This is a genomic window from Acuticoccus kandeliae (assembly GCF_003073115.1).
Window position 1 is genome coordinate 57,545 of record NZ_QBBV01000005.1, and the last position, 25,389, is coordinate 82,933.

Below are 25,389 nucleotides of genomic sequence, written 5' to 3' on the forward strand. Positions count from 1 at the left end.
GAAGCCCCCGCGCGCCGTCAGTTCGTGAAGGCGTCGACCGACCAGAAGAAGGTCTCGCCCGAGGAATCGTCCACGCCGTCATTGTCGGTGACGAAATAGGCGGTGCCGTCGGCGTCGATCGTGAAGCCTTCGAGCTTGTCGACGACGTAGCCGTTCCAGGCCTTGAGGTCCGGGATCACGTCACGCACCAGCTCTTTCGTGACGACCGGCAGCGTGCCGCCGATCTCGGCCGGCTTCAGCTCGGCGACCGGGACGCGATAGATGCGCTTCACCTTCGCGGCCGAGCCGATCTGGTTGTCGCGCTCGATGATGTAGACGAAGTCGCCGAACGCGGCGATCTCGGAGAGGCCCATCCAGCCGGTCTCCGGGGTCTCCAGCGGATAGTGGACCGCGCCCCATGCCTTCGCCTTCGGGTCATAGCTCAGAAGCTTGACCATGCCCTTCGGGTCGTCGCCCCACTCGCGCTGCATCGCGATCCACAGGACGCCGTCGATCATCGTGATGCCCTCGGCGCCGAAGCGCTTCTCGCCGGCCAGCAGCGCGGGCGGGAACGGGATCTCGGCCTTGATCGCGCCGGTCTTGTCGAGGTGGTAGAGCGCGTGCGGGACGAGCTTCGCCGCGTTGCCCTCGGAGGCGACCCAGAAGCCGCCCTTGCCGTCGGCGACGACGCCTTCGAGGTCGAGCTTCTGTGCCGGCATCCCGTCGCGGGTGACGCGCAGCGCGTCGACGATCCTGGCCGGCTTAACGGTGGCGTCGATCACGAAGATCGAGGGCTGCATCGCGTAGAAGGAATCGTTGATCGCGTAGACGCGGCCCGGCGTCTCGGGGTCGACGGCGAGGCCGGAGAGCGCGCCCCAACCCATCGGCGCAGCGCCTTCGCCGGCGCCGGCGGAGGTGATCGTCGGATAGGCCGCCGGGGCGTCCTGAAGCTCATAGATCATGACGTGGGAGCGCACGCCGCCGTCCTCGATGAGGTCGGTCTCGTTCGCCGTCACGAAGAGGTTGCGCGAGGGGATCGCGACCGCGCCTTCCGGGCCGATGCCGGAGGGAAGGAGGCCGACGAGTTCGGGCTCGCCCTCGCCGACGCTGTAGACGCCGACCGCCGAGCCGCGCTCGGACATGACGAAGATGTAGGTGGTGTCGCCGAAGGTCGCGACCTCGAGGCCCTCGGGCTCGACGCCCTTGTTGCCCGAGCGCTTCTCCGGATAGTGGCCGATCTCGGTGAGCGCATACTCGAAGCCAAGGCCGGACTCGAAGACGACATTGCCGTCGCGGTCGAAGATGGTGAAGCCGCGCGAGCCGCCCTCATAGTCGCCTTCATTGGCGATCACGAGACGGTCCTCGCCAACCCACTTCACCGCGTCCGGTTCGCGCTTGGCGGTGATGGTGTTGTCGAAGGTGAGCGCACCCTCTTCCTCGGTGTCCACGCGCTCGAGCGTCACGCTGCCGGCCGGGAAGTGGCTCTTCACCGCGCCCGTGCGGTCGAGGATGACGATGTGGTTGTTCTCCTGGAGGGTGAGCGCGATGTCGCCCGCCGCATTGATGGAGACGAATTCCGGCTCAGGATCCTCCGGCGCGATTTCGGCCAGGCCCGTGACGTCGGCGGCGATCATCGCGTCGCAGTCGGGCGCGCCGTCCGCGAGCGGGATGATCACGAGGTTGCCTGCGGGCATCTGCGGGATCACGCCGTCATTGAGGTCCTCGTCGCGCTCGTTCTCGATCGCGATGGCGAGGAAGGTGCCGTCCGGCGCAATCGCGATCGAGTCGGGCTGACCGCCGAGATCGCAGCTCTCGGTCACGTCCTTGGAGGCGATGTCGACGAGCTTCAGGATGCCCGACGGGTTCGTGTAGCTCTCCGAGGTGTTGACGGCGACGAAGGCGGTCCCGCCGAGGACGCCGACCGAGGTCGGCTCGCCGTCCATCATGACCGCGCCGCCCGCGACGGGGTTCGCCGGATCGGTGATGTCGATGAAGCCGACCGCGCCGAGTGGGCTGTCGGAATAGACGAGGGTCATCCCGTCCTCGGTCGCCGCGATGATCTCCGACGATGTCGCCGTCTCGGGTGCGGTGCCTTCGGGCAGGTTGGCCGTCACCTCGAAGGCGGCGATCCGGTTGAAAGTCTCGGCGTGCGCCGTGAGCGCCGTGCTCGCGAGCAGGGCAGCCGAGAGCGCAATGTGGCGGATGGTCATGCGGTTCCTCGCAGGTTTTGGCTGCGAAGCTACCGGCAGTCCTTGATACTCTTGTGACACTTCAAACGTCTGTTAAGGCATCGAATCTCGGCGATGGACATTGTCGGGCAAAACCCGGCTAAGTCGTCTTCGTCCAACACGTGAACCGTGCCGACGGCGTCGCCGGCCGGGCGCCCCCACCGAGACCGAGCCCCCATGTTGATCCGATGACCATCCGGCACGCCACCCTCACCGACGCGGCGGCCATCGCCGAAATCTGGAACGCGGCGATCCGTGAGCCGCACATCACCTTCACCACGATCCTGAAGACGACGGAGGGCACCGGGGCGCTGATCGCCGAGCGGCAGGCCGCGGGCGAGCCCGTCTTCGTCGCCGAGCTCGACGGGAAGGTCGTGGGGTTCGCGACCTACAGCACCTTCCGTGCCGGGCCCGGCTACCAGCGCACCAAGGAGCACTCGATCAACCTTGCCCCGGCGGGGCGCGGAAAGGGGTTCGGCCGGGCGCTGATGGGGGCGCTGGAGGCGCACGCGGCTGAGGCCGGTGTCCACTCCCTCATCGCCGGGATCAGCGGCGCGAACCCCGACGGGATCGCCTTCCACGAGCGTCTCGGCTTCACCCTGGTCGGCACCATCCCGGAGGCCGGGTGGAAGTATGGGGAGTATCTCGATCTCGTGCTGATGCAGAAGCGCATCGGCTGGTGAGGAGACCCCGGCGCGGCGCGCCGGGGCTGGGGTCGCGGCTTACTGCCAGCGCTTGATCAGCTCTTCATAGGCGATCGTCTCGCCCTGCGGCTTCTCGTTGGCGAGCTTGGGCTTCGGCGCGCCGGGCTGCTCCAGCCAGTATTCGGCGTCGCGCTCCTCGTTGAGGCGCGGGCCGCAGCCGCCATAGACGTTGGCCTTTTCGTCGGCCACCTGCATGCGGGCCATGATCTGGTCCATTTCGCCGGCGAGACGGTCCATCGCTTCCTGCGGGGTGAGGTTCCCCGAGTTCACGTCACCGATATACTGCCACCAGAGCTGGGCGAGCTTCGGATAGTCGGGGACGTTGACGCCCGTCGGGGTCCACAGGACGCGGTCGGGCGAGCGGTAGAACTCCACGAGGCCACCGAGCTTCGGCGCACGCTTGGTGAAGCTGTCGTGGTGGATGGTGGAGTCGCGCACGAAGGTGAGCCCGACATGGCTCTTCGTCACGTCCACGGTCTTCGAGGTCACGAACTGGGCGTAGAGCCAGGCGGCCTTCAGGCGATCCTCGGGGGTCGACTTCAGGAACGTCCAGGAGCCAGCGTCCTGGTAGCCGAGCTTCATCCCTTCCGACCAGTACGGGCCGTGCGGCGAAGGCGCCATCCGCCACAGCGGATTGCCGTCATCGTCGACCGTGTTGTTGCCCTCCGATTTCGGCTTCACCATGTCGGCGGTGAAGGCGGTGTACCAGAAGATCTGCTGAGCCGTGTTGCCCTGGCTCAGCGCCGGGAGCGACTGGTAGAAGTCGTAGGACGCGGCCGCCGGGGGCGCGTACTCGCGCAGCCACTCGTCCCACTTCGCAATCGCGTAGACGGCGGCCGGGGAGTTCGTGCCGCCACCGCGCGTCACCGAGGCGCCCGCGGGGTTGCAGGAATCCTTCTCCATCCGGATGCCCCACTCGTCGACAGGACGGCCGTTCGGCAGGCCCGGATCGCCCTCGCCCGCCATGGAGAGCCAGGCGTCGGTCATGCGCCAGCCGAGGTCGGGCGCGCGCTTGCCGTAGTCCATGTGGCCATAGACGCGGACGCCGTCGACCTCCTTCACGTCGTTGGTGAAGAACTCCGCGATGTCCTCATAGGCGGACCAGTTCACCGGCACGCCGAGATCGTAGCCGTACTTCTCCTTGAACTTCGCCTTGTTGTCCGCGTCGTCGAACCAGTCCTTGCGGAACCAGTAGAGGTTCGCGAACTGCTGGTCGGGGAGCTGCCACACCTTCCCGTCCGGCCCGGTCGTGAAGGAGATGCCCATGAAGTCCTCGATGTCGAGGGTCGGGCTCGTCACGTCCTTGGCGTCGCCGGCCATCCAGTCGGTGAGGTTGATCGCGCTCTGGAGGCGGGAGTGGGTGCCGATGAGGTCGGAGTCGTTGATGTAGGCGTCATAGAGGTTGCGGTTCGTCTGCATCTGCGTCTGAACCGCCTGGACCACCTCGCCCTCGCCGAGAAGCTGGTGGTTCACCTTGATGCCGGTGATCTCCTCGAACGCCTTGGTGAGGGTCTCCGACTCGTAGGAGTGCGTGGGGATCGTCTCCGAAAGGACGTTGATCTCCATGCCCTGATAGGGCTTGGCGGCGTCGATGAACCACTGCATCTCCGCGACCTGCTCGTCGCGCGAGAGCACTGATTCCTTGAACTCGTTGTCGATCCAGCGCTCGGCGGCGGCGATATCCGCCATCGCCGGAACGGACGTCACCAGCGCGGCTGCGCAGGTGGAGGCCATCAAAAGGCGTTTCATTATTTCTCCCTTCCGTTTTTATGGCGGCCCTTTTCGGAGGCCGTCGCGTCACGCCGCGTCGTTGCGCGACCGTGATGGGGTGTCGCCTTCAGACGAAGGCGAAGACGAGGAAGGCGACGGCGATCGCGATCAGCGAGGCCCACCAAAGGGGTCCCGTCGCGAAGGCCAGCCAGCCGAGATGGATGTAGGCGGCGGCGAGGAGCGAGATGAACAAGCGGTCGCCGCGCGTCGTGAAGAGGCCGAGGACGCCGATCCGCGGGTTGCCGCCCGGCCGCGCATATTCCCAGAGCGACATCGCCCCGAGCAGCGCGGCGATCGACGCGAAGAAGAGCGCCGTCTGCCAAGTCCAGGCCATCCACGACAGGCCCATAACACCCTCCACCAAGCTCTGTTCGGCGCGATGCTGGAACGCTCGCGCTCATTTTGTTTCGAACTACACGCGACCGAGGGCGAATCCCTTGGCGATATAGTTACGGACAAAGTAGATCACGATCGCGCCGGGGATGATGGTCAGAACACCCGCGGCAGCGAGAAGGCCGAGCTCGTAGCCCGACGTCGAGGCGGTGCGCGTCATGACGGCCGCGATCGGCTTCGCGTCCACCGAGGTCAGCGTCTTCGCGAGCAGCATCTCGACCCACGAGAACATGAAGCAGAAGAAGGCGGTGACGCCGATGCCGGACGCGATCAGCGGCATGAAGATCTTCACGAAGAAGCGCGGGAAGGAGTAGCCGTCGATATAGGCGGTCTCGTCGATCTCCTTCGGCACGCCCGACATGAAGCCCTCCAGGATCCAGACCGCGAGGGGGATGTTGAAGAGGCAGTGGGCGAGCGCGACGGCCCAGTATGTGTCGAAGAGGCCCATCGACGAGTAGAGCTGCAGGAAGGGCAGCGCGAACACCGCGGGCGGCGCCATGCGGTTGGTGAGGAGCCAGAAGAAGAGGTGCTTGTCGCCGAGGAAGCGGTAGCGCGAGAAGGCATAAGCCGCCGGCAGCGCGACGCTCACCGAGATCACCGTGTTGATGACGACGTAGATGATCGAGTTGATGTAGCCCCAGTACCAGACGGGGTTCGTCAGGATCTCGACATAGGACGCGACGGTGAAGCGCTGCGGAAACGGGCTGAAGCCGGCGAGGATCTCGTTCGTCGTCTTGAAGCTCATGTTGATGAGCCAGTAGATCGGCAGCATCAGGAAGATGATGTAGAGCGTCGGGACGATCCAGCGCAGCTTGACGCGGCGCCGCGCGGGCGCGGCGGCAGCCACGGTGACGGCCTTGGCGCGCGGCGGCGTGGAGGCGATCGTGTCGGTCATCCCGCATTCTCCTTCGCGTCGCGCTGCGTCATCAGCGTGTAGAAGAGCCAGCAGACGAGAAGCGTCATCAGGAAGTAGATGATCGACATCGCCGCCGCGATCCCGAGGTTGAACTCGCCGAGCGCGGCCTTCACGAGGTCGATCGACAGGAGCGTCGTCGCGTTGCCGGGCCCGCCGCCGGTGAGGACGAACGGCTCGGTGTAGATCATGAAGGAATCGATGAAGCGCAGCAGGATCGCGATGATCAGCACCTGCCGCATCTTCGGAAGCTGGATGTAGCGGAACACGGCCCAGCGCGAGGCGCCGTCGATCTTCGCGGCGCGGTAGTAGGCGTCGTCGATCGAGCGCAGCCCCGCGAAGGCGAGGAGGACGACGAGAGAGGTCCAGTGCCACACGTCCATCAGGATGATGGTCGCCCAGGCCGACACCGGCTGGTTCGTGTAATTGTAGTTGAAGCCCAGCGCGTTGAGGCCCCAGCCGAGGAGGCCGATGTCCGGCAGCGCGAAGATGTTCCACATCGCGCCGACGACGTTCCACGGGATCAGCAGCGGCAGCGCCATGAGGACGAGGCACACGCTCGACCACACCCCGGCGCGCGGCATCGCGAGCGCGATCGCGACGCCGAGCGGGATCTCGATGAGCAGGATCATCCCGGTGAAGGCGAACTGGCGCAGCAGCGCGCTGACGAACCGGTCCGACATCAGCACCGAGACGTAGTTCGAGGTCCCCGCCCAGAAGAAGAGGTTGTCGCCGAAGGTTTCCTGGACGGAATAGTTCACCACCGTCATCAGCGGGATGATCGCGTTCATCGCCACCAGGAGGAGGACGGGGAGAACGAGGAACCAGGCGCGGTTGTTCTGTGTCTTCGTCATGACAGATACTCGATGCGCCAATCGTCGGCATAGAGGTTGATGCCGTCCTGCCGGAAGAACGCGCGCGGCATGTCGGGCACGGTCCCCTCCTCCGGCACGATCGCGGAGACGGGGCGGCCGGCGATGGTGCCGTGGACGATCCGCTCACGCCCGACATCGTCGACGCGGGTGATCCTGAAGGGCATCCCTTCATGGCCGAGGACGACGAATTCGGGCCGCACGCCGAGCTCGATCCGCGCCCCGCGCGGCGCGGCAACGGGGGCCGGCAGGGCGATCCGCTCATCGCCGAGGTGCGCCGTCGCCCCGTCCACGGTGACGGGCAGCACGTTCATGCCGGGCGAGCCGATGAAGTAGCCGACGAAGGTGTGGCGCGGCCGCGCGAACAGCTCCTCGGGCGAGCCCACCTGCACCACCTCCCCGCCCACCATCACCACCACGCGGTCGGCGAAGGTGAGCGCCTCGGTCTGGTCGTGGGTGACGTAGACCATCGTGTGGCCGAACTCGCGGTGGAGCGTCTTCAGCTGCGTCCTGAGCTGCCACTTGAGGTGCGGATCGATGACGGTCAGCGGCTCGTCGAAGAGGATCGCCGAGACGTTCTCGCGCACCATCCCGCGACCCAGCGAGATCTTCTGCTTGAGGTCGGCCGTGAGGCTCGCCGCCTTCTTGCCGGCGACCGCGCCGAGGTCGAGCATGTCGATGATGTTGGCGACGCGCGTCTTGATGTCGGCTCGCCTCACCCCGCGATTTTTCAGCGGAAAGGCGAGATTTTCGGCGACCGTCATCGTGTCGTAGACGACCGGGAACTGGAACACCTGGGCGATGTTGCGCGCCTCGGGCGGCAGGTGGGTGACGTCCACCCCGTCGAAGAGGATGCGCCCCTCGGTCGGCGTGATGAGGCCGGAGATGATGTTGAGGAGCGTCGTCTTCCCGCAGCCCGACGGGCCGAGGAGCGCGAACGCGCCGCCGTCGGTCCACACATGGTTCAGCGTCTTCAGCGCGTAATCGTCCGGGTCGCGGACCGGGCCGTAGGCGTGGCGGATGTTGTCGAGAGTGATCTCTGCCATCGGTCAGGCCGCGATCTTGGCGGGTGCGGCGACGGCGGCGCCGTCGGCATCGAACACCATGAGGTGGCGCAGCGGCAGGTAGATGCTGATAGGCGTCGCGGGCGGGAGGTCGTGGACGCCGTGGGTGAGGAGGACCCAGTCCTCGTCGAGGACGCGCATATGGATGAAGCTTTCCGAGCCCGTGATCTCGGTGATGGTGACGGTCGCGGCGAGATGCGCCGCGTTCGGCACGTCGGCGAGCGTCAAATGGTGCGGGCGCACGGCGACAGCGTAAGGCCCGTCGCGCAGCCCCTCATAGGGGGCGGGCACCGGGATCGGCGCGCCCTTGGCCGCGACCGGGTGGAACGCCGCGCCACGCTTCTCCACCCGCACGACATTGAGCGGAGGGTCGGAGAAGATGCGCGCGGTCTTCAGCGTGTTCGGCCGGCGGTAGATCTCGACGGTCGGCCCGAACTGGGTGACGCGCCCCTCCGACAGCGTCGCGACATTGCCGCCGAGGAGGAGCGCTTCCTCCGGCTCGGCCGTCGCGTAGACGAAGATCGCGCCGGACGCCTCGAAGATCTTCGGCAACTCGGCGCGCAGCTCTTCGCGCAGCTTGTAGTCGAGGTTGGCGAGCGGTTCGTCGAGGAGGACGAGGCGCGCATCCTTGGCGAGCGCGCGGGCGAGCGCGGTACGCTGCTGCTGGCCACCGGAGAGCTGGAGCGGCATCCGGTTGAGATAGGGGGTGAGCTTGAGGAGTTCGGCCACGCGCTCCACCGTCGCCTTGATCTCGGCCTTGGGCTTGCGCGCGATGCGCATCGGGGAGGCGATGTTCTCATAGACGGTCATCACCGGGTAGTTGATGAACTGCTGGTAGACCATCGCGACATCGCGCTGCTGGACGGGCACGCCGGTGACGTCGATGTCGTTGACGAGGATCTGACCGGCGGTCGGCCTGTCGAGCCCCGCCATGACGCGCATGAGGCTCGTCTTGCCGGACAGGGTCGGCCCCAGGAGCACGTTGAGCGTGCCCGGCAGGAGCATCATCGATATGTCGGCAAGGTGCACGGAGGCACCGACGCGCTTCTCCACGTCCAACAGCTCGAGCATTCGCCCTCCCCTGTGGCCTCTTCGGGCCGGCTGACCGGTGAACCCGGCCTAGTCGTGTCGTCGGCCCGTTCTTCGGGGCCGTATCGCTCTCGGGCCGGTCGTTGCCGGCCCGTCGTCCGCGCGGCCGCCGGGCGCTCTGCCCGCCGGGCCTTCGCCGCCTACTCGGCCGCCAGGCTCACCGCCGGGGCCGCCTCGGCCATGTAATTTTCGAGCGCCTTGACCTCGTCGGCGCTGAAGCGGAGGCCGAGCTTGGTCCGCCTCCACAATACATCTTCTGCTTTTGTTGCCCACTCAAATGCAATCAGATAGCGCACTTCCCGCTCGTAGAGATCGGCGCCGAAATGGCGGCCGAGATCGGCCATCCGGGTCGCCCCTTCGAGGATCGCCTGGGCGCGCAGGCCGTAGAGGCGCGCAAGGCGCCGGGCGAGCCTTTCGGGCAGGAACTGGTAGGTCTCGCGCAGCGCCGCGCCGTAGTTGGCGGCCGCCTCCAGCGGCATGTGGCCGCCAGGGAGCGGGGCGCCGGCGGTCCACGCCTTGCCGCGCGGGCCGATCAGCTCGCCGACCTTCGCCGCCGCCGCCTCGGCGAGCTTGCGATAGGTGGTGAGCTTGCCGCCGAAGACGTTGAGGAGCGCGGCCTCGCCGTGCCCGCCTTCGGTTCGCAGCACATAGTCGCGCGTCGCCTCCTGCGCCTTCGAGGCGCCGTCATCGAAGAGCGGGCGCACGCCGGCGAAGGACCACACGATGTCCTCGTGGCGGACCGGGCGCTTGAAATATTCGCTCGCGCTTCGAAGGAGATAGGCCGTCTCCTCCGGGGTGATCGCCGCCGCGTGCGGGTCGCCCTCATAGTCGCGATCGGTGGTGCCGATGAGGGTGAACTCCTCCTCATAGGGGATCGCGAAGATGATCCGCTGGTCGGCGTTCTGGAAGATGTAGGCGCGGTCGTGGTCGAAGAGCTTGCGCACCACGATGTGGCTGCCCTGGACGAGGCGGACATGGTGCGCGTCGGGCCTGCCGAAATCGCGCTTCAGCACATCGTCCACCCACGGGCCGGCGGCGTTCACCACCATGCGCGCGGAGACCGTGCGGCGCGCGCCGTCGCCGGTCGCGAGCGTCACCGTCCAGGCCGCGCCCGCCTGCTCCACCTTCACGACCTTGGTGCGGGGGAAGATCTCGGCCCCGCGGTCGGCCGCGTCGCGCGCATTGAGGACGACGAGGCGCGCGTCGTCCACCGCGCAGTCCGAATATTCGAAGCCGCGGACGAGATCGTCCTTCAGCGGGGCGCCGGCGGGGTCGGTCCTGAGGTCGAGCGTGCGGGTCGCCGGCAGGCGCTTCCGGCCGCCGAGATTGTCATAGAGGAAAAGGCCGAGCCGCAGGAGCCAGGCGGGCCGCAGCCCCTTGTGGTGGGGCAGGACGAAGCGCAGCGGGCGGATGATGTGCGGGGCCATGCCCCACAGGACCTCCCGCTCGATCAGCGCCTCGCGCACCAGACGGAACTCGTAATGCTCTAGGTAGCGCAGGCCCCCGTGGATGAGCTTGGTGGACCAGGACGAGGTGCCGGAGGCGAAGTCGTTCATCTCCGCAAGGGCGACCGTGTAGCCGCGGCCGACGAGGTCGCGCGCGATGCCGCACCCGTTGATGCCACCGCCGACCACGAAGACGTCCACCACCGCAGGCTCGGCCACCGCGCCCTCCATCACACGTTGAAACTGTTCATCGAAAGCAAATGAATGTCAAACGAAACATACAGGCAATTCGAGGGGAGTAAACGACATCGCGGCGAAAGCCTGCCATGCCGTGCCGGAGGGAGCGGCTCTCAGCGGCCCCTGGCCATCGTGCTCGTTTCGAGGAGACGCACCTCGTGCTCCCGGCAGACGGCGCGCAGAGGCTCGCTGCAATGGTCGGTCACGAAGGTGTGGACCTGGGACAGGTGGCCGACGCGCACCGGCGCGGCGCGGTCGAATTTCGTGGCGTCGGAGACGAGGATCACATGCCTTGCGTTCGCGATGATGGCTTGCGCGACTTTCACTTCGCGAAAGTCGAAATCCAGGAGCGAGCCGTCGCGGTCGATCGCCGAAACGCCGATGACCGCATAGTCCACTTTGAACTGGCGGATGAAATCGCCCGCCGCCTCTCCCACCACGCCGCCGTCCGAGCCGCGCACGACGCCGCCCGCAATCACCACCTCGAACTGCGGATAGAGGCGCATCCTGTTGGCGACATTGATGTTGTTCGTGATGACCATCAGCGAGGCGTGGCCGAGGAGCGCCTCGCTGACGGCCTCGGTCGTGGTGCCGATATTGATGAAGAGGGAGGCGTCGTCCGGAATGAGGGAGGCGGCGACCGTGCCGATCGCGCTCTTCTCCACGGACGCCATCATCCGCCGCTTCTCATACTCCACGTTCGCGGTGCCGGACGGGCTGACGGCGCCGCCATGGACGCGCATCACCAGGCGGCGCGCGGCGAGATCGTTGAGATCCTTGCGGATCGTCTGCGGGGTCACGTTGAAATGCGCCGCGAGCCCGTCGACGCTGACGCGCCCTTCCAGCTTGGCGAGGTTGGCGATCGCCTCCTGCCGCGCCAGCACGTCGACGGCCTTGCCGCCCTCACCCCCATCCGCTGCCACGTTCGCCCCGTCGCTTTCGTTTTCCAGCAAACTACCCCAGAATCGAAAACGACGAAATGCCCAATTCGCGCGCATCCGCCGGCGCGGCCCGGCGCGGGGGCCAAGAAAGTTGCCCGCCGGACGCGGCGTTGCTAGGCACGGCAGCCGATTTGTTCTCGGACGCGGAACTCTCTAATTTCAGGGCAACATGACTGACGCGATCGCCTCGGCCGAAAAACTGGAGCAAGCCCTGCGTGCGGACGGCGTCCGCATCACGCGCCAGCGCGCCGCGATCCTGAAGGTCCTGTCCGAGTCCGCCGACCATCCGGACGCGACCGAGCTCCACCGTCGCGCGCGCGAACTCGACGCCTCGGTGTCGCTCGCGACCGTCTACCGTACGCTCGCGGCGCTGGAGGCGCAGGGCATCGTCCACCGCCATTCATTCGAGGGGACGCCCGCCCGGTTCGAGACGGCGGACCTGCCCCATCATGACCACATCATCGACATCGACACCGGCGAGGTGGTGGAATTCCGTTCCGACAAGATCGAGCGTCTCCAGGCGGAAATCGCCAAGGAACTCGGTTATGATGTCGTGCGCCATCGTCTCGAGCTCTACTGCCGCCGCAAGGACCAGGATTGATCACGCGCCGCGCCGATCCCCGGCGCGCGGCCCGGCATCCGGACCGCAATTTCGCAAGCGTGAATTGAACCTCGTGGTTAAACTTTCAAAGTTAAAATAGTCTGCGCAGTGACAGAATCCTGACATAAAGTTGCCACAGTTTGCATCAATATCATTGCCAGTTCGCCGCCGACACCGGCACGATTTGAGCGACCGGCGGCGACCATCAAGGCCGATAAGACAACAGGCATCGTGGCTCTGGAGGGAGACCCGCGGCGCCGTCATAGAAATCGTTCGCCGCGGCGTGTTGGCCGTGGTTCTCGCAATCCCTGGGGTGGTGCGTGCTCGACGAAATCTCAGATGCCATCCGATCCCTCGACCAGTCTGCGCCGTCCCTCGCCGGTGACTCGGCCGACCATCCGTTCGCCCATATCCTCGACACGCTGAAGATCATGCTGAACGCGCCGGTTGCTGGCGTGTCGGTGATCGAGAGCTCCAAATACGGCTTTTCGGCGGCGCCCGGCCGCGCCGCCCTCACCGTCAGCACCGAGCCGACGCCCGAACTCTGCCTCGAGACGATCAAGCGGCGCGACCCGCTCCTCATCGAGGATCTGCGCGCCTTCCGCGACGGGTCGAGCGCGGTCGGCGCGCCGCCGATGCGCGCCTATGCCGGCGTCCCGCTGCTCGGCTATGGCGAGGCCCCGCTCGGCATCCTGTGGGCGATGGACACGCGCCCGCGCACGTTCGACGGGCCGTCCATCACGGTTCTCCAGAATCTCGCCCGCTGCGTCGTCCACGAGCTCCTGCTGCGCGAGCGCGCGGAACTCGACGATCTCACCCATCTCCTGCGCCGCCGTCCCTTCATGGGCCGCCTGCGCGTGATGGTCGACGACTTCCAGCGCCGCACCTCGCCCGCCGTCCTCGCGATCTTCGACCTCGATTTCTTCAAGTCTGTGAACGACCGCTTCGGCCATCAGGCCGGTGACGCGGTCCTCGCGCGCGTCGCCAAGCTCTGCCGCGACAAGCTCGGCCCCGATGTCGCGACCGCGCGCCTCGGGGGCGAGGAGTTCGCCGCCGCCTTCCACGAGACGAGCGTCGGCGACGCCACCGCGCGGCTGCGCGAACTGCGCAACGCCCTTGCCGAGATGCGCTTCCCGGACCTTCCGGGCCTCTCCATCACCGCGAGCTTCGGCGTCTGCGGGCTCAGCGACACGGTCGTCAACGCGTCCGTCTGGTGCAAGATGGCCGACGCCGCGCTCTATGGCGCGAAGGCCGCCGGCCGCAACCAGATCCTCGTCTACCATCCGACCACCGCGGTCGCCGCCGACGAGGACGTGACGCCCGTCGGCGATCCGGTGCGCACCGGCACCTTCGCGCGCCACCTGCGCGGCGCGGCCTGACACGCCTTGGTCCGGGTGGACGCCATCGAGCGCCCCCGGACGACGCCGCTCCCGCCGCGCCCGTCCGGCACGTCTGCGACCGCCTCACCCGCACAGATTTTCCCGTCCCGCCGCCCCTCGTGCAATGAACCTGCACGAGCAGGGATGACATGAGTAATTGAATTTGTGAAAACTTGAGTTAGCGCAATGATGTAGGAAAGCGGAACCGGCAACACTGATCAGAGACGAAAACACCGGTCCGTTCCACAGTGAGGAGCCACGCTCGATGTCTATTGCCTCCCGGTATCTGACGGCCACCGCGCTGGTGGCTGCGTTCGCGACCACGCCCGCCCTCGCCCAAGACTGGTTCCCCTACGAGGTCGAGGTCTGGGACCCGCCCTTCGACATGGCGAGCCCGCGCACCACGACCGACTACACGCCGCTCGAAAAGGCGAAAGAGGCCTACGAGATCTGCGTGTCCTTCCCGCACATGAAGGACGCCTACTGGCTCGGCGTCGATTACGGCGTCACCGAGGAGGCCAAGCGCCAGGGCGTGAAGCTCCAGGTCGTCGAGGCCGGCGGCTACACCGAGCTGCAGAAGCAGATCAGCCAGATCGAGGACTGCGTCGCGGCCGGCGCGGACGCGGTGATCATCGGCGCGATCTCCTATGACGGCCTCAACAATCTTGTCGCCGAGATCCGCGGCAAGGACATCCCCGTCATCGACGTCATCAACGGCATGTCCTCGCCGGAATTGTCGGCGAAGTCGCTCGTCTCCTTCGGTGAGATGGGCTCCAAGACCGGCGCCTATCTCGCCGAGCTGCACCCGGCCGGGTCGGACGCGGTGAAGGTCGCCTGGTTCCCCGGACCCGCGGGCGCGGGCTGGGTCGAGGCCGGCAACACCGGCTTCCAGGAGGCCATCAAGGACTCCGCCGTCGAGGTGGTGGAGACGAAATATGGCGACACCGGCAAGGAGGCGCAGTCCGCCCTCATCGAGGACACGCTCGGCGCCCATCCGGACCTCGACTATGTCGTCGGCACCGCGGTGACGGCCGAGGCGGCGATCCCGATCCTGCGCTCGCGCGGCCTGACGGACCAGATCAAGGTCCTCTCCTACTACTATACGCCGGGCGTCCATCAGGGCATCCGCCGCGGCCAGATCCTCGCCGCACCGACCGACTCCACCGTCATCCAGGGCCGCATCGCCGTGGACCAGGCGGTCCGGATCCTCGAGGGCGAGGACTATCTGAAGCATGTCGGCCCGGCGATCTTCGTCGTCACGTCCGAGTCCGTGAACGATTTCGACACCTCGTCGACGCTCGCGCCCGACGGCTTCCGCCCCGTCTTCCGCGTCGAATAGGCCAAGGGCCGACGCCGGGATGACGGAGGCGAGCCCCCTGCCCGCGCTCATCGAGGTGCGCGGGCTTTCCAAGCGTTATCCGGGCGTCCTCGCGCTCGACAATGTGAGCCTCGATCTGAAAGCCGGAGAGGTTCACGTCCTCTTCGGCGAGAACGGAGCCGGCAAGTCGACGCTGATCTCGATCCTCGCCGGCGCCAACCAGCCGAGCGCCGGCGAGATCCTCTTCCGCGGCGAGCCGGTCCGGATCGCCTCGGTCCACGACGCGCGCGCCCGCGGCATCTCGGCCGTGTTCCAGGAATTCTCGCTGGTGCCACAGATGAGTGTCGCCGAGAACCTCTTTCTCGGCTCCGAGATGACCTGCGGCGGCCTCCTCGCGAAAGGCGCGCTGAAGCGCGCCGCGCGCGAGATCATCGACCGCCTCGGCTTCCCCCTGAAGCCCAACGCCAAGGTGGAGGCGCTGTCGCGCTCCGAGCAGCAGATGGTCGAGATCGCGAAGGCCTTCCGCGCCGAGCTCAACGTCCTCATCCTCGACGAGCCGACCGCCTCGCTGACCGACCGCGAGACCGACCAGCTCTTCGCGCTGATCGCGCGGCTGAAGGCCGATGGCGTCGGCATCGTCTACATCACCCACCGCATGCAGGAGATCCGCCGCATCGCGGACCGGATCACGGTGCTGCGCGACGGCAAATTCATCGCGACCGAGCCGGCGGGCGTCGCCGAGTCGCGCCTCATCACGCTGATGACCGGGCGCGAGATCGCGGAGCTGTTCCCGACGATCCGCTCCGTGCCGGGCGAGACGCGCCTCACCATCGCGAACCTCACCACCGCGCGCCATTCCGTCGTCGACGCCTCGCTGGAGGTGAAGGCGGGCGAGATCCTCGGCCTTGCCGGCCTCGTCGGCTCGGGCAAGAGCGAGGTGATGCGCGCCGCCTTCGGGCTCGACCGGATCCAGTCCGGCACCGTGCGCCTCGACGGGGAGGACGTCACCGGCCTCGAGCCCGGCAGAATGATGGATCGCGGCCTCTTCTATGTCCCGCCCGACCGGCGCGACGAGGGGCTCGTGATGATCCGGCCCGTGCGCGAGAACATCACGCTCGCCGCCCTCGCCGAGCCGCCGCTCGCCAAGGGGCCGGGGCTCGACCGGCGCGCGGAGGCGCGCCTCGCCGCCGCCCTCGCCGAGCGCATGGAGCTGCGCCCGATGCGCATCGAGCGCGCCGTCGACCATTTCTCCGGCGGCAACCAGCAGAAGGTGCTGCTCGCCAAGTGCCTGACGCGCGAGACCAAGGTCTACGTCTTCGACGAGCCGACCGTCGGCGTCGATGTCGGCACGCGCGCGGCGATCTATCGCTTCATCGCCGACCTTGCCGAGGCGGGCGCGGCGGTCGTGCTGATCTCGTCCGACCTTCCCGAGATCCTCCACCTCTCCCACCGGGCCATCGTCTTCTATCGCGGCCGCATCCGGGCCGAGTTCACGGGCGAGGCGATCACCGAGGAAGCGCTGTTGTCCCATTTCTTCGAGCGTGAGGCGGCCTGATGGCAACGACGAGCCACACCCTGAAGCGCGTCTTCGTGACCGTCGGCGTCCTGCCCTTCCTGCTGATCGCCGCGCTCATCGTCTTCACGATGGCCTCGGACAATTTCCTCACGGTGCAGAACCTCACCAACGTGGTGCGCCAGTCGGTCTATCTGGTGATCGTCTCGCTCGGGCAGATGTTCGCGCTGCTGACCGGCGGCTTCGACCTCTCGGTCGGCACGATCCTCGCGATCACCTCCGTCGTCGGCGCGCTCACCATGTCGACGGTCGCGGGCGCGGTGCCCGACGCGCCGTGGATCGCGATCCTCGTCGGCACGCTCGGCGGCGTCGCGGCCGGGGCGACCATCGGCATCGCGAACGGCATCGGCGTCGCCGTCTTCGGCGTCTCGCCCTTCATCATGACGCTCGGCATCTCCTCGGTCGGCTTCGGCATCGCGCTCTACCTCACCGGCGGGACGCCCGTTTACGGGATGCCGCAGACCTTCGGCGACGTGTTCGGCTTCGGCACGCTCTGGGGCATCCCGGTGCCGATCTATTTCGCCGTGCTCCTCATCGTCGTCGCCTGGCTGATCGTGAACTGGACCCGCCTCGGCCGCTATTTCTACGCCGTCGGCGGCAACACGAAGGCGGCCGCCCTCTCCGGCATCAACACCAAGGGCGTCCTCTTCGTCACCTACATCATCTGTGCGACGATGACGGCGATCGCGGGGATGCTGCTCACCGCCCGCCTCGACACGGGCGAGGCCAATATCGGCGCCTCGATGCCGCTCGAATCCATCGCCGCCTGCATCATCGGCGGCGTGTCGCTGCGCGGCGGCGTCGGGCGGGTGGAGAATGTCGTGCTCGGCGCGCTCTTCATCGTGCTCGTGCAGAACGGGATGAATCTCGCGCGCATCGAGAGCTATCTGCAGACGGTCGTCCTCGGCGGACTTCTCATACTCGCGGTCATTGCGGATCGCATGAGGATCCGCATGATGGCCTCGCTGCAGGATTGATTGGAGGACCCCTCATGACCGTGATCAACTGCGACATGGGTGAGAGCTTCGGGCTCTACAGATTGGGCGACGACAAGGCGCTCATGCCGCTCATCAGCGTGGCGAACGTCGCCTGCGGCTTCCACGCCTCCGACCCGAACCACATGCGCGAGACGGTGCTGCTCGCCAAGAGGCACGGGGTGAAGGTCGGCGCGCACCCGTCCCTGCCCGATCTCCAGGGCTTCGGCCGGCGCGAGATGAAGATGAGCCGCGAGGAGATCGCGAACGCGCTCATCTACCAGATCGGCGCCCTCTCCGGCTTCCTGAAGGCGGAGGGCATGGAGATGAGCCACATCAAGCCGCACGGCGCGCTCTACGGCATGGCCGCGCGCAACGAGCACGTGGCGAACGCGGTCGCCGACGCGGCGGAGATCTTCAACCTGCCGGTGATGGGCATGGTCAACACGCTCCACGAGGTGATCTACCCCTCGCGCGGGCTGAAATTCATCGCCGAGTTTTACGCCGACCTCGATTATGGCGATGACGGCTTCATCATCATCACGCGCGAGCACGAGGCGATGGACCCTGCCGAGGCCGCCGACCGCTGCCTCATCGCGGTGCGCGACGGGGTGACGAACACCGTCACCGGGCGTGAGATCAAGGTGAAGGCCGACGCGATCTGCGTCCACTCCGACACGCCGAACGCCGTGGAGATCGCGGCGGCGGTGAAGGACGCGGTGACACCCTGGCTCGACGCCGCCTGAGGCCGCGGCGCCGCTTCGCCGCGGCGCCATCGGCTCGACACGATCCTCCCCCATCAACACATCAAGAAGACGCTGGACACGAAGATGGCTGAAATCCGCTCCCCCCTTCCGGGCACCTTCTACCGCAAGCCCGCGCCCGACCAGCCGCCCTTCAAGAACGAGGGGGACACCGTCGCGGTCGGCGACGTGATCGGCCTCGTCGAGGTGATGAAGACCTTCACGGAGGTGAAGTCCGACGTCGCGGGGACGATCACCAAATTCCTCGCCGACAACGAGGAGCCGATCATGGCGGGCATGCCGCTCGCCGAGGTCGACGCCTAAGTGGCGATCGGAACCCTCTTCGTCGCCAACCGGGGCGAGATCGCCGTGCGGATCATCCGCGCGGCCCGCGCGCTCGGCATCCGCACCGTGCAGGCCCATTCGGCCGCGGACGCGACGAGCCTCGCCGTGCAGATCGCCGACGAGGCGGCCCTCATCGGCCCGCCCGCCGCGGCGAAATCCTATCTCAACATCGACAACATCATCGAGGCGGCGAAGGCGGCCGGCGCCGACGCGATCCATCCGGGCTACGGCTTCCTCGCCGAGAACGCGACCTTCGCGGCGCGCGTCGCCGAGGCCGGGATGATCTTCGTCGGCCCCTCGGCGGACGTGATCTCGAAGATGGGCGACAAGGTCGCCGCGCGCGAGGCCGCCAAGGCCGCCGGCGTGCCGACCGTCCCCGGCAGCGAGGGGCGCGTCCCCACGCTCGAGGAAGGCCGCGCGATCGCCGATTCCATCGGCTATCCCGTCATCATCAAGGCGGCGGCCGGCGGCGGCGGGCGCGGCATCCGCGTCGCCAACGACGCGGCCGAGTTCGAGCGCCTCTTCGCCCAGGCGAGCGGCGAGGCCGCGGCCGCCTTCGGCGATGGCGGGCTCTATGTCGAGAAGGTCGTCTACCCGGCCCGGCACGTCGAGGTGCAGATCCTCGGCGACGGGACGCGCGCGGTCCACCTCTTCGAGCGCGAGTGCTCGCTCCAGCGACGCCGCCAGAAGGTGTGGGAGGAGGCCCCGTCCGCCGCCCTCTCGCCCGACGTGCGCGCCGCCCTCACCGCCTCCGCCGTCCGGCTTGCGCAGGACGTCGGCTATTCGGGCGCCGGCACGCTCGAATATCTCTATGACGAGGAGAGCGGCGACTTCTATTTCATCGAGATGAACACCCGCATCCAGGTCGAGCACCCGGTGACGGAGTTCGTCACCGGCATCGACCTCGTCGGCGCGATGCTGAAGATCGCGGGCGGATCGCCCCTCCCCTACCGGCAGGACGAGATCGCCCTCAAGGGACACGCGATCGAGGTGCGGCTGAATGCCGAGGACCCGGCGAACAATTTCATGCCCTTCCCCGGCAAGATCGAGGATCTGCGGGTGCCGGGCGGGCCGGGCGTCAGGTGGGACTCGATGCTTTTCACCGGCTACGACGTCCCGCCCTTCTACGATTCCCTTCTTGGCAAGCTCATCGTGTGGGGCGAGGACCGCGAGGCCGCGCTCGACCGGCTCGGCGCGGCGCTCTCCGAGCTCACTATCGCCGGCCTCAAGACGACGCAGCCGCTCTTCACCGCCCTCCTCAAGGCGCCCGAGGTGCGGCGGGGCGAGGCGCACATCACCTGGCTCGAGACCTGGTTGGAAAACAATGCCAAACACCTGTGACGGAGAAGCTTGAATGAGCGCGCGCTACAGTTTCGGAGGCGATGAGCAGATCTTCGTCGAGGTCGACGAGGCGATGAGCCTCGACGCCTTCTTCAAGTCTCTCGCGATCACGAACGCGGTGCGGGACGCCGCGATCGACGGGGTCACGGAGATCTGCCCCGCGAACGCGTCCTTCCAGATCGGCTTCAACCCGGACAAGATCCATCCCGAGGCCCTCCTCGAGCAGCTGAAATCGATGGAGAGCGTCGCCGACAGCGCCGAGTCGCGCATCGCGACGCGCATCATCGAGGTGCCGGTCTATTACCAGGACCCGTGGACGCACGAGACGCTGATGCGCTTCCGCGAGCGCCATCAGGATCCGGGCGCGACCGACCTCGAATATGCCGCCCGCATCAACGGCTACTCCTCCGTGGAGGACTTCATCGCCGCGCACGCCGGTTCGCCCTGGTTCGTGTCGATGGTGGGCTTCGTCGCGGGCCTGCCCTTCCTCTACCAGATGGTCGACCAGGCACGGCAGATCGAGGTGCCGAAATATCTGCGCCCGCGCACCGACACGCCGAAGCTGACGGTCGGCTATGGCGGCTGCTTCTCGTGCATCTATTCGGTGCGCGGCGCGGGCGGCTACCAGATGTTCGGCATCACCCCGATGCCGATCTTCGACCCGACCCAGACCGCCCCCTATCTGCGCGAGTTCATGGTCTTCTTCCGCCCCGGCGACATCGTGAAATTCACCCCGATCGACCGGGCCGCCTATGACGATCTCGTGGCCGAAGTGGCGGCCGAGCGCTTCGTGCCGAGAATGGCCGAAGTGAATTTCGATCTCGACGACTTCAACAAGGGGATCGACGCCTACAATGCCAAGCTTCTGGAGGCGCTGAAGTGACTGTCACCGTCATCAATCCGGGGCTTCTCACCACCATCCAGGACCTCGGCCGTCCGGGCTATTTCCATCTCGGCATCCCGGTCGGCGGCGCGATGGACCGCCGCGCGCTGATCGCGGCGAACCTCCTCGTCGGCAACCCTGAAGGGGCTGCGGGGCTCGAAGCCGTCTTCATGGGGCCGGAGCTCGAGTTCGCGGACGACCGCATCGTCGCGGTGTGCGGGGCGGACCTGCCGCCGAAGGTCGACGGCAAGGAAATGCCGACCTGGACGAGCTTCCGCGTAAAGGGCGGCCAGCGCCTCACCTTCGACTATCTGCGCGAGGGGGCGCGGGCCTATATCGCGATCTCGGGCGGCATCGACACGCCGATCGCGCTCGGCAGCCGCTCCACCTATCCGATCGGCGCGCTCGGCGGCTACAAGGGCCGCGCGCTCGCGGCCGGGGACGAATTGCCGATCGGCCATTCGGATCTGCCGAAGGAAGGCATCGCCCTCCCCCCGCTTCTGCGGCGCGTGCCGCACGGCGACGTGGAGCTGCGCGTCCTGCCCGGCCTCTATATCCACCGCATCACGCCCGCCTCGCAGACCGCCTTCTTCCAGGACACCTGGAAGGTGGCGCCGGAGGCGGACCGGATGGGCTACCGCTTCCGCGGCGGCCGGCCGATGGAGTTCGTGGAGCGCGAGCAGCCCTTCGGCGCGGGCTCCGACCCCTCCAACATCACCGACGCCTGCTACCCCTACGGCTCCATCCAGATCCCCGGCGGGACCGAGCCGATCGTGCTGCATCGCGATGCAGTGTCCGGGGGTGGCTATTTTATGGTCGGAACTGTGATTTCTGCGGACATGGACTTGATCGGCCAGCTCCAACCGAACAAGAGCGTACGGTTCGTTGCGGTCACCATGGACGAAGCGCTCTCGGCACGGCATGAACAGGCCACCGAGTTCGCCAAGATCCGCGACACACTCGCCTGAGGACCCTTTATGACAACGCGTACCAACATGCTCCTGGCCGACACGCTCGTTTCGCCGAGCCTCGCCCGAAACATCTTCCTCGCCGTCGCGGGCTCGGTGGCGCTCTGGATCTCGGCGAAGATCCACGTGCCGATGTACCCGGTGCCGATCACCATGCAGACCTTCATGGTGACCGTGATCGGCATGGCCTATGGCTGGCGTCTCGCGGGTGCGACCGTGCTTCTCTATCTCGCCCAGGGCGCGATGGGTCTTCCGGTCTTCTCCGGCACGCCCGACCGTGGCATCGGCCTCGCCTACATGATGGGCCCGACGGGCGGCTACCTCCTCGGCTTCTTCGTCGCCGCCGTCGTCGTCGGCTGGCTCGCCGAGCGTGGCTGGGACCGCAAGGCGCTCACCACCTTCGCCGCGATGACCATCGGCACGGCCATCATGCTCGGCTTCGGCGTCATCTATCTCGGCGCCGTCATCGGCTGGGATAAGCCGGTCCTGGCGCTCGGCCTCACGCCCTTCCTCGCGGGTTCCGTGGTGAAGATCGCGCTCGGCACCGCCGTGATGCCGCTCGCCTGGTCGCTGATCTCCCGCCTCGACCGCTGAGGCCTCGGACGGATGCAACGGACACGCGTCAAGATCTGCTGCATCCGCTCGCATGAGGAAGTCGCGCTCGCGGTCGCCGCGGGCGCGGATGCGGTGGGGTTCGTCGGCCCGATGCCGACCGGCCCCGGCCCCGTTCCCGACGAGCTGACGCGTGACGTCGCGGCGCGCGTGCCGGCCCCGGTCGCGCCCTGGCTCCTCACCTCGGAGACGCACGCCGAGGCGATCGTCGCCCACGCCGAATTCTGCGCCGTCACCACCGTCCAGATCGTCCAGCACGTCGCGCCGGAGGTTCACGCCGACCTCGCGCGGATCGCCCCGTGGCTGCGTCGCGTCCAGGTGATCCATGTCGAGGGCCGCGACGCGCTCGACCTCATCGCCGCCTATGGCGACGGGCCGCACACTTATCTCCTCGATTCAGGCCGTCCCTCGGTCGACGAACTCGGCGGCACGGGCCGTGTGCACGACTGGTCGGTTTCGGCCGATATCGTGAAGGCCGCCGCGGTGCCCGTCTTCCTCGCCGGCGGGCTCGACCCCGCGAACGCGGCCGACGCGATCCGCACCGTGCGCCCCTTCGGCCTCGACATCTGCTCGGGCCTGCGCCCCAACACGGCGCTCGACCCCGATCTCCTCGCCGCCTTCGTGACCGCGATGCGGCGCGCCGACGACGAGATCTACCACCGCGCCGCCTGAGCGCGCCGGTCAGCCCTCCGCCGCGCCGCGCTCCTCGTCGAGCGGGATCGCCGTCGTCTCCTTCAGCGTCTCCATCGACAGCATCGAGGTGACCGAGAAGAGGTCCACCTCGGCGACGAGGCGCTTGTAGAAGCTGTCGAAGGCGCGGGTGTCGCGCACGCGGACCTTGAGCAGATAGTCGATCTCGCCCGCGAGGCGGTGCGCCTCCTGCACCTCCCCCATCCGCGCGATCGCGGCCGCGAAGCGCTCCAGCCAGTCCTTCGAGTGGCTCGACGTCTTGATCGTGACGAAGAAAACCTCGTCCCGGCTGACCTTCGCCGGGTCGAGGATCGCGACCTGCCGGTCAATGATCCCCGCCTCGCGGAGCTTCCGGATTCGCGCCCAGACGGGCGATTTCGACGAGTTCACCATGACCGCGACCTTCTCCACGGGGAGGGTCGCGTCCTCCTGCAGGACGTTGAGGATCCTGCGGTCGAGATCATCCATCAGACAATTTCCATCCAGAAGCGCCAATAACGGGAAAAAGGTGCGCTTGGTACCGTCTACCGATACCGATTGCCTTATTCCATCCCGCATATTGTTCCAAACGCGGGACAACGCCATCCTCCAGTGACTGTCGAGCCGGGGGAGTCCGTGAAAACATTTCCGATCTTCTGGTCCGTCGAAGGGCGCACCGTCCTCCTGTTCGGGGGCGGCGGCGAAGCGGCGGCCAAGTTGCGTCTGCTCAAGAAGACCGCCGCGTCCATCGTGGTGGTGGCGGACGCGTTCGAGCCCGACATCATCGACCTTTCCGGCGTGGAAGCCATCGTGGCCGACCCGCTGACCGTGACGCTGCCCCAGAATGTCGCCCTCGCCTATGCCGCGACGGGCGATGCCGCGCGCGACGCCGCCCTCGCGGGCCGGATGCGCGCCGCGGGGATCCCCGTGTGCGCTGCCGACCAGCCGGCGGTGAGCGACTTCATCACCCCCGCGATCGTCGACCGCGACCCGGTCGTCGTCGCGATCGGCACCGAGGGCACGGCCCCCGTGCTCGCGCGGGAGATCAAGGCGCGCGTCGAGCGGCTCCTTCCCACACATCTCGGCCGCGTCGCCACCAAGGCGAATGCGCTGCGCGAGCATGTCGCCCGCGTCCTCGCCCCCGGCGAGCCGCGCCGCCGCTTCTGGCACGGCCTCTTCGGCCCCGCGCTGGAAGGCGCGTTCGAGAATGAGAGCTTCGGCCGCGCCGCGCGCCGTCTCCTCGATGTCGGCGCGACCAAGCCCGAGGGCGCGGTCAGCTTCGTCGGCGCCGGCGCGGGCGGGGCGGACCTCCTCACCGAGCGCGCGCGCCTCCGGATCGACCGGGCCGACGTCGTCCTCTTCGACGCGCTCGTCGCGCCCGAGATCCTGGAGCTCGCCCGGCGCGAGGCGGTGATGGTGAATGTCGGCAAGCGCGCCGGCCGCCACGCCCTCTCGCAGGACGAGATCAACGCCCTCATCGTCGCCCATGCGCAGGACGGCGCTCGCGTCGTCCGCCTGAAGGGTGGCGACCCCTCCATCTTCGGCCGCCTCGCCGAGGAGATCGACGCCGTGCAGGCCGCGGGCCTTCCGGTCGAGATCGTCCCCGGCGTCACGGCCGCGAGCGTCGCCGCCGCGAGCACGCTCTCCCCGCTCACCGAGCGCGGGCAGGCGCAGGAATTGCGCATCATCACCGCGCACGGCGCCGAGGGCGAGGACGATATCGAGTCCGTCGACTGGCGCGCCGCGGCCGGGAACGCCCCGCTCGCCGTCTATATGGGCCGGCGCAATGCCCCCCGCGTCGCCGCGCGCCTCCTCGCCGAGGGCCGCGATCCCGCAACGCCGGTGGTGCTCGTGGAGAATGCCGGGCGGGCCGACGAGCGCGTCGCGCACGGCACGCTCGCCGACCTTTCGGCCACCGTTGCCACCTTCGGCGGCACCGGCCCGCTCATGATCCTCATCGGAATGCGCTCGCGCGCGCTCGCCGCCTCGCGCGGCCTTGTCGCGACGCGCGTGGAACTCAAGGAAGCCGCCTGATGGCCAAGATCCGCCGCCCCGACGGGCCGAGCGTCCTCACAGCGAACGAGATCATGACGGGTGGCGTCGTGTTCTGGACGGGCAACGCCTGGTCCCTTTCGCTCGACGACGCCGTCTATGTCAGCAACGACGATCTGCGCTCCGACCTCGAAGCGATCGGCAAGGCCGAGGAGGCCGCCGACCGCGTGGTCGGCGCCTATCTCGTCAATTTCGACGCCGTGACCCGCCTCCCGATCGAACTGCGCGAGCGCCAGCGCCTCGCCGGCCCCTCGATCGCCCTTCCCCAGACGACGCTCCGCGCGGCCTGACGCCAC

The 25,389-nt window shown here is 67.6% G+C and carries 25 protein-coding genes; 15 read left to right on the forward strand and 10 right to left on the reverse strand.

Annotated elements, in window-relative coordinates:
- Positions 1-17: 17 nt before the first annotated feature.
- On the reverse strand, positions 18-2,189 hold the full coding sequence (locus DBV35_RS27090; protein WP_108663545.1) for an esterase-like activity of phytase family protein: 2,172 nt from the start codon (positions 2,187-2,189) through the stop codon (positions 18-20).
- A 206-nt stretch (positions 2,190-2,395) separates the two neighbouring features.
- On the opposite strand from DBV35_RS27090, the gene DBV35_RS27095 reads away from it, so the two are divergent.
- Positions 2,396-2,890, forward strand: coding sequence for a GNAT family N-acetyltransferase (locus DBV35_RS27095; protein ID WP_108663546.1), 495 nt, complete (start codon positions 2,396-2,398; stop codon positions 2,888-2,890).
- A 39-nt stretch (positions 2,891-2,929) separates the two neighbouring features.
- Here the strand turns inward: DBV35_RS27095 and DBV35_RS27100 are convergent, their stop codons facing one another.
- The 8 genes from DBV35_RS27100 to DBV35_RS27135 form a co-directional block, all read right to left on the reverse strand.
- Positions 2,930-4,660, reverse strand: coding sequence for an ABC transporter substrate-binding protein (locus tag DBV35_RS27100; protein ID WP_108663547.1), 1,731 nt, complete (start codon positions 4,658-4,660; stop codon positions 2,930-2,932).
- A gap of 88 nt (positions 4,661-4,748) precedes the next feature.
- Complete coding sequence (locus tag DBV35_RS27105) at positions 4,749-5,030, reverse strand: DUF2160 domain-containing protein (protein WP_108663548.1); 282 nt, start codon at positions 5,028-5,030, stop codon at positions 4,749-4,751.
- A gap of 63 nt (positions 5,031-5,093) precedes the next feature.
- On the reverse strand, positions 5,094-5,846 hold the full coding sequence (locus tag DBV35_RS27110; protein WP_245944131.1) for a carbohydrate ABC transporter permease: 753 nt from the start codon (positions 5,844-5,846) through the stop codon (positions 5,094-5,096).
- A 119-nt stretch (positions 5,847-5,965) separates the two neighbouring features.
- Positions 5,966-6,841: a carbohydrate ABC transporter permease gene (locus DBV35_RS27115; RefSeq protein ID WP_108663549.1), complete on the reverse strand. Its 876-nt coding sequence runs from the start codon at positions 6,839-6,841 to the stop codon at positions 5,966-5,968.
- Positions 6,838-7,905 (reverse strand): ABC transporter ATP-binding protein, encoded by a 1,068-nt coding sequence (locus tag DBV35_RS27120; protein ID WP_108663550.1) that lies wholly within the window; start codon positions 7,903-7,905, stop codon positions 6,838-6,840. The genes DBV35_RS27115 and DBV35_RS27120 overlap by 4 nt, the downstream gene beginning before the upstream one ends.
- Before the next feature lie 3 nt (positions 7,906-7,908).
- Positions 7,909-8,994, reverse strand: a complete 1,086-nt coding sequence (locus DBV35_RS27125; protein ID WP_108663551.1) for an ABC transporter ATP-binding protein — start codon at positions 8,992-8,994, stop codon at positions 7,909-7,911.
- Positions 8,995-9,152: 158 nt separating this feature from the next.
- Positions 9,153-10,676: a glycerol-3-phosphate dehydrogenase gene (glpD, locus tag DBV35_RS27130; protein ID WP_108663706.1), complete on the reverse strand. Its 1,524-nt coding sequence runs from the start codon at positions 10,674-10,676 to the stop codon at positions 9,153-9,155.
- Positions 10,677-10,807: 131 nt separating this feature from the next.
- On the reverse strand, positions 10,808-11,578 hold the full coding sequence (locus tag DBV35_RS27135; RefSeq protein WP_245944132.1) for a DeoR/GlpR family DNA-binding transcription regulator: 771 nt from the start codon (positions 11,576-11,578) through the stop codon (positions 10,808-10,810).
- Positions 11,579-11,804: 226 nt separating this feature from the next.
- Here DBV35_RS27135 and DBV35_RS27140 point away from each other — a divergent pair, with 226 nt between their 5' ends.
- From DBV35_RS27140 to DBV35_RS27195, 12 genes are all read left to right on the forward strand, one after another.
- Positions 11,805-12,236, forward strand: coding sequence for a Fur family transcriptional regulator (locus DBV35_RS27140; protein ID WP_108663553.1), 432 nt, complete (start codon positions 11,805-11,807; stop codon positions 12,234-12,236).
- Positions 12,237-12,556: 320 nt separating this feature from the next.
- Positions 12,557-13,615, forward strand: coding sequence for a sensor domain-containing diguanylate cyclase (locus tag DBV35_RS27145; RefSeq protein WP_108663554.1), 1,059 nt, complete (start codon positions 12,557-12,559; stop codon positions 13,613-13,615).
- A gap of 265 nt (positions 13,616-13,880) precedes the next feature.
- A complete protein-coding gene (gene torT, locus DBV35_RS27150; protein ID WP_108663555.1) occupies positions 13,881-14,954 on the forward strand; it encodes a TMAO reductase system periplasmic protein TorT in 1,074 nt (357 codons plus the stop codon).
- 19 nt (positions 14,955-14,973) lie between these two features.
- Entirely contained in the window at positions 14,974-16,488 is a 1,515-nt protein-coding gene (locus DBV35_RS27155) for a sugar ABC transporter ATP-binding protein (protein ID WP_108663556.1), read from the forward strand.
- Positions 16,488-17,483: an ABC transporter permease gene (locus DBV35_RS27160; RefSeq protein WP_108663557.1), complete on the forward strand. Its 996-nt coding sequence runs from the start codon at positions 16,488-16,490 to the stop codon at positions 17,481-17,483. Before DBV35_RS27155 ends, DBV35_RS27160 begins: the two co-directional genes overlap by 1 nt.
- A gap of 14 nt (positions 17,484-17,497) precedes the next feature.
- Positions 17,498-18,226 carry a LamB/YcsF family protein gene (locus DBV35_RS27165; protein WP_108663558.1) on the forward strand — a complete coding sequence of 243 codons (729 nt, stop codon included), beginning with the start codon at positions 17,498-17,500 and terminating at the stop codon, positions 18,224-18,226.
- Between the two features lie 84 nt (positions 18,227-18,310).
- The gene (locus tag DBV35_RS27170) at positions 18,311-18,547 is read left to right on the forward strand and encodes an acetyl-CoA carboxylase (protein WP_108663559.1); all 237 of its coding nucleotides are present in this window, start codon (positions 18,311-18,313) and stop codon (positions 18,545-18,547) included.
- Complete coding sequence (locus DBV35_RS27175) at positions 18,548-19,909, forward strand: acetyl-CoA carboxylase biotin carboxylase subunit (RefSeq protein WP_108663560.1); 1,362 nt, start codon at positions 18,548-18,550, stop codon at positions 19,907-19,909.
- Positions 19,910-19,922: 13 nt separating this feature from the next.
- Positions 19,923-20,792, forward strand: a complete 870-nt coding sequence (locus DBV35_RS27180; RefSeq protein ID WP_108663561.1) for a 5-oxoprolinase subunit B family protein — start codon at positions 19,923-19,925, stop codon at positions 20,790-20,792.
- The gene (locus tag DBV35_RS27185) at positions 20,789-21,760 is read left to right on the forward strand and encodes a 5-oxoprolinase subunit C family protein (protein ID WP_108663562.1); all 972 of its coding nucleotides are present in this window, start codon (positions 20,789-20,791) and stop codon (positions 21,758-21,760) included. The genes DBV35_RS27180 and DBV35_RS27185 overlap by 4 nt, the downstream gene beginning before the upstream one ends.
- Positions 21,761-21,769: 9 nt before the next feature.
- Entirely contained in the window at positions 21,770-22,354 is a 585-nt protein-coding gene (locus DBV35_RS27190) for a biotin transporter BioY (RefSeq protein WP_205648908.1), read from the forward strand.
- 12 nt (positions 22,355-22,366) lie between these two features.
- Positions 22,367-23,044 carry a phosphoribosylanthranilate isomerase gene (locus tag DBV35_RS27195; RefSeq protein ID WP_108663564.1) on the forward strand — a complete coding sequence of 226 codons (678 nt, stop codon included), beginning with the start codon at positions 22,367-22,369 and terminating at the stop codon, positions 23,042-23,044.
- Between the two features lie 9 nt (positions 23,045-23,053).
- Here the strand turns inward: DBV35_RS27195 and DBV35_RS27200 are convergent, their stop codons facing one another.
- The gene (locus DBV35_RS27200; protein WP_108663565.1) at positions 23,054-23,530 is read right to left on the reverse strand and encodes an Lrp/AsnC family transcriptional regulator; all 477 of its coding nucleotides are present in this window, start codon (positions 23,528-23,530) and stop codon (positions 23,054-23,056) included.
- 147 nt (positions 23,531-23,677) lie between these two features.
- Between DBV35_RS27200 and cysG the strand changes: the two genes are divergently transcribed.
- A complete protein-coding gene (gene cysG / locus DBV35_RS27205; RefSeq protein WP_108663566.1) occupies positions 23,678-25,075 on the forward strand; it encodes a siroheme synthase CysG in 1,398 nt (465 codons plus the stop codon).
- On the forward strand, positions 25,075-25,383 hold the full coding sequence (locus DBV35_RS27210; protein ID WP_108663567.1) for a DUF2849 domain-containing protein: 309 nt from the start codon (positions 25,075-25,077) through the stop codon (positions 25,381-25,383). The genes cysG and DBV35_RS27210 overlap by 1 nt, the downstream gene beginning before the upstream one ends.
- The last annotated feature ends 6 nt before the right edge of the window (positions 25,384-25,389 follow it).